Source organism: Halanaerobiales bacterium (genome assembly GCA_035270125.1).
GTDB lineage: Bacteria > Bacillota > Halanaerobiia > Halanaerobiales > DATFIM01 > DATFIM01.
This window is the reverse complement of the sequence record DATFIM010000134.1, coordinates 1-6,963: the sequence shown is the minus strand read 5'-3', so window position 1 is coordinate 6,963 and position 6,963 is coordinate 1. Positions and strand designations below refer to the sequence as shown.

Sequence of the window (6,963 nt, the reverse complement as noted above, 5' to 3'; positions counted from 1 at the left end):
GCTATATTTTTTGTGTTTTTGCCTGAGGTATGTTAAAATAATTAAGGAGTAAATAAAGTCAGCAGGGGGTGAAGCTTAGCAGTGTTAGTATTAAAGATTTTCCACCTTATAGTTTCTCTTGGTGTCATAGTTGGATTTTTGCTTCAGTCAGGTAAAAGTGCCGGTTTGTCAGGTGCTATCGACGGTGGAGCATCACAATTTTTTGGAAAACAAAAGGGTCTTGATGAAAAATTAAGTAAGATTACAACAGTTCTTGCAATAATTTTTATGATTACATCAATGATTCTTGCAGTAATTTAATGGTTATTTTTAAATAGCCTCTTTCTCAGTTGTTTAATAATAACCTAAAATCATTTAATTAGGAAGAGGCTTTATATTTCTTTTTTTGCTATATTAAAATATATATTAAATTGAAATCAGAAAAATTCAAGGAGGACGATAAAAAATGAATATTTACGCACCTCTTGCAGGGGTCATTGCCTTAGTATTTGCCTTTTTCCTTGTAAAAAAGGTAAATAAAAATTCTAAAGGTAATGAAAGAATGGCTGAATTATCAAATGCTATTAATGAAGGTGCAATGGCATTTTTAGGTAGTGAATATAAAATACTTTCCATATTTGTTTTAATTGTTGCTATAATTATGAGTTTGGTACCTAACTTAGGCTGGCAGACAGGAATCTCTTTTGTTCTGGGAGCTCTTTTTTCTGGGCTAGCTGGATTTATTGGAATGCAGATTGCTACAAACTCTAATGCAAGAACAACCCATGCTGCTGAATCAAACTTAAATAAAGCTTTAGATGTAGCTTTTTCCGGTGGATCAGTAATGGGAATGTCTGTTGTTGGTTTAGGAACTTTAGGACTTGGAATTTTATACATAGTCTTTACTAATAATATAGAATATATTCGTGGCTTTGCTTTTGGAGCCAGTTCAATTGCTTTATTTGCTCGTGTTGGTGGCGGTATTTATACTAAAGCTGCTGATGTTGGAGCAGATCTTGTTGGTAAAGTAGAAGCTGGAATTCCTGAAGATGACCCTCGTAACCCGGCTGTTATCGCTGATAATGTTGGGGATAATGTTGGTGATGTTGCTGGTATGGGAGCAGACCTTTTTGAATCATATGTTGGTTCAATTGTAGCTGCTATGACTCTAGGTACAACCTTGAGTCCAGATCATGTAATTTTACCACTTCTTATTGCCTCAATTGGAATTATAGCTGCTATTATTGGTACTCGTTTTGTAAAAGCAGGGGCTGATGGTAATCCATCTGCTGCTCTCCATAAAGGTACTAATTTTAGTGCTGGTGTTACCTGGATTGCAGGTGGAATACTTGTAAAGACATTTTTAGGTAGTTTTGCAGTTTTTTGGGCAATTACCGCTGGGCTTATTGCCGGTATAACTATTGGTAAGATTACTGAATATTATACTTCAGATCATTATAAACCAGTTCAGGATATTGCTGATCAATCACAAACTGGAGCTGCTACTAATATTATTAGTGGTCTTTCTGTAGGAATGAAAAGTACATTTTTCCCAATTGTAGTTATTGCAATTGCGATTTTTATAGCATATAATTTTGCCGGTCTTTATGGAATAGCTATGGCTGCTGTTGGAATGCTTGCTACAACCGGTATTACTCTTGCTGTTGATGCTTATGGACCTATTGCTGATAATGCAGGTGGAATTGCAGAAATGGCAGAATTGCCTGCAGAAGTAAGAGAAAGAACAGATAAACTTGATGCTGTTGGTAATACTACTGCTGCGATGGGTAAAGGTTTTGCTATTGGTTCTGCAGCTCTTACTGCTCTTTCATTATTTGCAGCTTTCTCAGAAGCAGTTGGCCTAAAATCAATAAGTTTAACTGAGCCAAATGTAATTATTGGTTTATTCCTTGGAGCTATGCTTCCTTTCTTATTTTCTTCTATCACCATGCAGGCTGTTGGTAGAGCTGCTTTTGAAATGATTGAAGAAGTAAGAAGACAGTTCAAAGAAATGCCTGGAATTATGGAAGGAAATACTAAACCAGACTATAAACGTTGTGTAGAAATAAGTACTAAAGCCGCTTTAAAAGAAATGGTTGTACCAGGACTTTTAGCTGTTATTGTACCGGTAGTTGTTGGTCTCTGGAGTCCTAAAGCACTTGGAGGACTTCTTGCTGGAGCACTTTCCTCTGGTGTACTTATGGCTATCATGATGTCTAATGCTGGTGGAGCCTGGGATAATGCTAAAAAATATATTGAAGCAGGCAACTTTGGTGGTAAAGGTACAGAAACACACGCTGCTTCAGTAGTTGGAGATACTGTTGGAGATCCATTTAAGGATACTTCCGGTCCAGCTCTTAACATTTTAATTAAGTTAATGACTATTGTATCTCTAGTTTTCGCACCACTGTTTACTCTTTAAAATAATTTAATAATGAAACTATAAATTAAGTCGCCAGGGCCGGGTTAGAACTTATACCGGTTTTGGCGACATTTTTAAAATGGAGTTGATTATAATGGAAGTAAGAAATAATAATATGTGTTTTGCCTGTGGTAAAGATAATCCAATAGGTTTAAAATTGGATTTTGAATTAGTTGAAGATAATATTGCAAAAGCTATTTTTAAACCTAAAGAAAAGCATCAGGGTTATGGTGGGATTATGCATGGCGGACTTGTGACCACCTTACTTGATGAATCAATGGCAAAAGTGTTAGAATTAAATAGAATAGCAGCTGTTACCGGTGAGATTGATGTCCGTTTTAAAAAAGCTGTAAAAATAGATCAAAAGTTAAAAATAGAGGGTAAATTATTAGATGACTATAAAGATAAACTATTCTATACAGAAGCTTATTTATATGGAGAAGATGATGAATTATTAGCTTCAGCTGAGGCTAAATTCATGAGAGTAAATTTAGAAGATTAAAAGAATTTAAAAAAAGTAGAGGAGGATAGATAAGATGGAAAGAGAAAAAGCGTTAGAACTTGTTGAAGAAAATATTGAGCAGGATAATTTGGTAAAACATTGTTTGGCTGTAGAGGCAATTATGGGACGTTTAGCTGAATATTTTGATAAAGATAAAGAAAAGTGGGAATTAGCAGGTTTATTACATGATATTGATTATGAAGAAACTAAAGATGATCCAGAAAGACACAGTCTAGTTGGAGCAGAAATGTTAGAGGATTTAGGACTTGCTGAAGATATAGTATATGCGGTAAAGGTTCATAATGGAGAACATGAACTTCCACGAAAGAATTTAATGGATAAAGCTCTTTATGCAAGTGATCCACTTTCAGGATTGATAGTTGCTTCAGCTTTAATTCATCCAGATAAGGAGTTAGAAGCTGTTAATACTGAATTTGTAATGAATCGTTATGAGGAAAGTTCTTTTGCGAAAGGAGCAGATAGAGAAGTAATTGCTTCCTGTGAAGAAATGGGACTTGATTTAGAAAAATTTATTAAATTATCATTAGAAGGTATGAAATCTATTTCTGATGATTTAGGACTTTAAGATAAAAAGAAAGAGAAATAAAGAAAAATTATAAAATTGAGGATTGATTAATTATGAGTGCAAGACAAAGATTATTAAAGTATTTACGTGAGACAGCAAAAAAACCAGTTACTATTGAAGAATTATATAAAAAATTCAAGATAGCTGATGATCAAAGAAAATATTTTAGAGAATTATTAGAAGAATTAGTTGAGGAAGGTTTGGTTGCCAAAAATAGTTCAGGACAGTATGGGGTTCCAGAAAAATTTAATTTAATTCCAGGTAGAATTGATAGGAGTCCTCGGGGATTTGCTTTTTTAATTCCTGATAATCCAGAACGAGAAGATATATTTATAAGTCTGGAAAATATGAATGGTGCTATGCACAATGATAAGGTCTTTTTACGTCTTCTTCCTGATTCGAGAGGTGAAAAAGAAGCAGGTGAAGTTGTAAGAGTTATTGAAAGGGCCAATCAAACTATAGTTGGTAATTTAGATAAAAGTAAATATTTTGGATTTGTAGTTCCTGATAATAAAAGAATTTTTTCTGATGTTTTTATTCCTAATGAAAAATTAAAAGGAGCAAAACAAAATCAAAAAGTAGTTGCCAAAATAGAACAGTGGCCGGAAAGTAATCGTAATCCTGAGGGAAAAATAATTGAAATTCTTGGGGATAGTGATCAGCCAGGTGTTGATATTGAAGCTATTATTAGACAATTACAATTACCTCAGAGTTTTTCAGCTGAAGTTTTAAAAGAAATAGAAGATGTGCCTCTAGAGGTTAAAGATCCTGATTTAAGTCAAAGAAAAGATCTTCGGGATTTACCAATGGTCACTATTGATGGAGCAGATGCTAAAGATCTTGATGATGCAGTTTCTATTGAAAAAATAGCTGAAAATAAAGTTAGACTTGGTGTTCATATTGCAGATGTAACTCATTATGTACAGGAAGGAACTGAGTTAGATGCAGAAGCAAGAGAAAGGGGAACAAGTATATATCTGGTTGATAGGGTTATTCCTATGCTTCCCCAAAAACTATCCAATGGAATTTGCAGTTTAAATCCCCAGGTTGATAGACTTGCGATGACTGTATTTATGGATTATAAGCTGGAACCATTAGAATTAACAGATTATGAAATTACACAAAGTATTATAAAGACAAATCATCGTTTAACTTATGATGAAGTTAGAGAAATGCTTTTACATGATAATAAAGAGCTACAGGAAAAATATGATGATTTCTTACCTAAGCTTAAATTAATGCAGAAAACTATGAAAAAATTGAGAGATAATAGATTTGCTGAAGGAAGTATTGATTTTGATTTTGAAGAAGTTAAAGTTATTTTAGATGATAATGGTAATCCTAAAGAATTGAAAAAAAGAAAACATGAAGTGCCAGAAAAACTTATTGAAGAATTTATGATAGCTGCTAATAATATAGTAGCAGAAGATATGTACTGGCGGGATATTCCCTTTATTTACCGTGTCCATGATGAACCTGATATAGATCGAATGCAGGAATTTAATGAATTTATTCATAATTTTGGGTATCATCTTAAAGGTGTAAAAAATGGAGTTCATCCTCGGGCCTTACAGGAACTTTTAGAAAAGGTTGAGGGTAAACCTGAACAAAATATAATTGAAACTGTTTTACTTCGCTCAATGAAAAAAGCAGTTTATTCTGATCACAATATTGGCCACTTTGGTCTCGGTATAGAATATTATAGTCACTTTACTTCTCCTATTCGAAGATATCCCGATCTTATGATTCACAGAATAATAAAAGAAGTGTTAAATAATGGATATCTAAATGAACAGAGAAGAGAAGAAATTAAAAAACAGGTAGTTAATGTTGCTGACCATAGTTCATTACAGGAAAGAAGAGCAATGGAAGCAGAAAGAGATTCTGTAGATCTCAAAAAAATTGAATTTATGGAAGATAAAATGAATGAAGAATTTACCGGTATTATCAGTGGAGTAACAGGTTTTGGATTTTTTGTCCGCCTGGAAAACACTGTTGAAGGTCTGGTTCATGTTGAAGATCTAAAAGATGACTATTATATTTTCCAGAGAGATCAGCATGCTTTAATTGGTGAGAGAACAAAGAAAATGTATCAGATTGGTGATGAAGTTGAAGTAAAAGTAACAGGTGTTAATCTTGACCAAAGACAGCTTGATTTTGTCCTGGTTGATTAATATTTTCAGATCAATCTGGAAAGGAGGGATTTTATGGCAAAAGACGATAATATTCGAGTAGTTGCCAGAAACAAAAAAGCAAAGCATGATTATCATATAGAAGAAACTTATGAAGCAGGTATTAAACTCAAAGGTACAGAGATTAAATCTGTTAGACAGGGAAAAGTTAACTTAAAAGATAGTTATGCTATAGTTAAAAGTGGAGAAATATTTATCCTTAATATGCATATTAGTCCCTATAAACAGGGGAATCGATATAATCATAAACCAGACAGGACAAGAAAACTTTTGCTTCATAAACGAGAGATAGACAGTTTATATGGAAAGACTCAAAGAGAAGGTTTTACATTAGTACCTATAGCAGTTTATTTAAAAGATAATTTGGCAAAAATAGAATTAGCTCTGGCTAAAGGTAAAAATGTTAGAGATAAAAGAAGAGAAATTAAAAAGAAGACTGCTCAAAGGGAAATGAAAAAAGCATTTAAAGATCATATTAAAGGAAGAACTTAAATACAAAATTTGCTCAATAATTTGACAAGACCTTAATTTTAGGTTATAATAGTATACGCAAAATTGAAAACACCTTCGGGGGTGTTTTGGCTTCGCCTATATGGTGAATCCCTCAGAAGCGGGTCGAGGACTCCTTTCACTCGTTAAACACTGGAACTAAAGTTATCCGCAAACGATAACGATTACGCCTTAGCTGCTGCGTAAATATACGTAGTTAGCTAACGCTTGTTAGTCTGTTGTCTGTGCAGGCTGGCAAGTGTCATAAATGAGCAGACTCACCATTTACTGAAGCCTGTAGGTAGATGGAACATCAACAGGCTAACAGTTATAGTATCCTGTCTGTTGGAGACTATGCTGTGAAATAAAAGAACAGACTACACTCGTAGAAACTGTGAGATGAGCCATATAGTACGTGGGTTCGACTCCCACCACCTCCACCAAAAATTTTATTCTAAGAACGCAATGATATTTTTGGTACTACTGACGTCGAGTCAGGTCGCACCGGTCTTACAGCTAAATATTTAATTAACGCACGGGCATAGCTCAATTGGCAGAGCACGAGACTCCAAATCTCGGTGTTAGGGGTTCAAGTCCTCTTGCCCGTGCCATTTTTATGTCAGCTCTTAAACCAATTAGGTTTAGGGCTTTTTTTATTTTGTTAAATTCATATTTTCTTCATAATCTCCTGTTAAAGTATAAATAGAATAAAAAAATAAGGAGATGATAAAAAATGAAAAAAGTTGTATCTTTAGTTTTAGTATTTAGTTTGTTGTTGGTTGGAATTAGTTCT

The 6,963-nt window shown here is 33.9% G+C and carries 6 protein-coding genes, 1 tRNA gene and 1 other RNA gene; all 8 read left to right on the top strand.

The annotated features are described in order from the left end of the window. The first annotated feature begins 81 nt into the window (after positions 1-81). The 8 genes from secG to VJ881_06985 all read left to right on the top strand — a co-directional run bounded on the left by secG (position 82) and on the right by VJ881_06985 (position 6,781). Entirely contained in the window at positions 82-300 is a 219-nt protein-coding gene (secG, locus tag VJ881_07020) for a preprotein translocase subunit SecG (GenBank protein ID HKL75801.1), read from the top strand. Between the two features lie 145 nt (positions 301-445). After that, a complete protein-coding gene (locus tag VJ881_07015; GenBank protein HKL75800.1) occupies positions 446-2,401 on the top strand; it encodes a sodium-translocating pyrophosphatase in 1,956 nt (651 codons plus the stop codon). 94 nt (positions 2,402-2,495) lie between these two features. Then, the gene (locus VJ881_07010) at positions 2,496-2,903 is read left to right on the top strand and encodes a PaaI family thioesterase (GenBank protein HKL75799.1); all 408 of its coding nucleotides are present in this window, start codon (positions 2,496-2,498) and stop codon (positions 2,901-2,903) included. A gap of 34 nt (positions 2,904-2,937) precedes the next feature. Beyond that, the gene (locus VJ881_07005; protein HKL75798.1) at positions 2,938-3,489 is read left to right on the top strand and encodes an HDIG domain-containing protein; all 552 of its coding nucleotides are present in this window, start codon (positions 2,938-2,940) and stop codon (positions 3,487-3,489) included. Between the two features lie 53 nt (positions 3,490-3,542). After that, on the top strand, positions 3,543-5,663 hold the full coding sequence (gene rnr / locus VJ881_07000; GenBank protein ID HKL75797.1) for a ribonuclease R: 2,121 nt from the start codon (positions 3,543-3,545) through the stop codon (positions 5,661-5,663). Positions 5,664-5,696: 33 nt separating this feature from the next. Continuing rightward, the gene (smpB, locus tag VJ881_06995) at positions 5,697-6,173 is read left to right on the top strand and encodes an SsrA-binding protein SmpB (protein ID HKL75796.1); all 477 of its coding nucleotides are present in this window, start codon (positions 5,697-5,699) and stop codon (positions 6,171-6,173) included. Between the two features lie 77 nt (positions 6,174-6,250). Further along, positions 6,251-6,613, top strand: a transfer-messenger RNA (tmRNA) gene (gene ssrA / locus VJ881_06990). Between the two features lie 92 nt (positions 6,614-6,705). Next, positions 6,706-6,781: transfer RNA gene (locus tag VJ881_06985), tRNA-Trp, on the top strand. Positions 6,782-6,963 lie beyond the last annotated feature (182 nt).